Annotated in this window: 1 pseudogene; it reads right to left on the reverse strand. The window is 56.5% G+C overall.

What is annotated here, in order from left to right:
- Positions 1–193 (reverse strand): annotated as a pseudogene (locus EE949_RS22465) (gluconokinase); the annotation flags it as partial.
- Positions 194–370 lie beyond the last annotated feature (177 nt).

Below are 370 nucleotides of genomic sequence, written 5' to 3' on the forward strand. Positions count from 1 at the left end.
AGCCGGCACGATCGTCATCGTTGAGGGGGGTTCCGGCGCTCATCTTTTCAATGTTGGCCGGTGGATGGAAGGCATCACCTTCGATGAGGCGACCTCCGCTCTTGAGAGCAATCTCGGCGCCCACGGCACTTTTGCCGCAGCCCGAAACACCCATCACCACGAGGGCAGAAATAGCAGTATTCGCAGTTGTCACAGTAGGCACCTTATCTGGAGACAGCGCTGTCTTTATCCGGTGGACATCTTGTCCAGCCTGAGCTGTTCCAGTTCTTGTCGTTGTTTTGGGTTCAACAATACACATCGGAGGCTGTTCTCCGTGGCGACCCGGCGCGGGCGGCAAATGTGAAACCAGCGATAAAGCGTTGTCACGGTC

The sequence above is a fragment of the Pseudomonas viridiflava genome (assembly GCF_900602065.1).
Taxonomy (GTDB): Bacteria; Pseudomonadota; Gammaproteobacteria; order Pseudomonadales; family Pseudomonadaceae; genus Aquipseudomonas.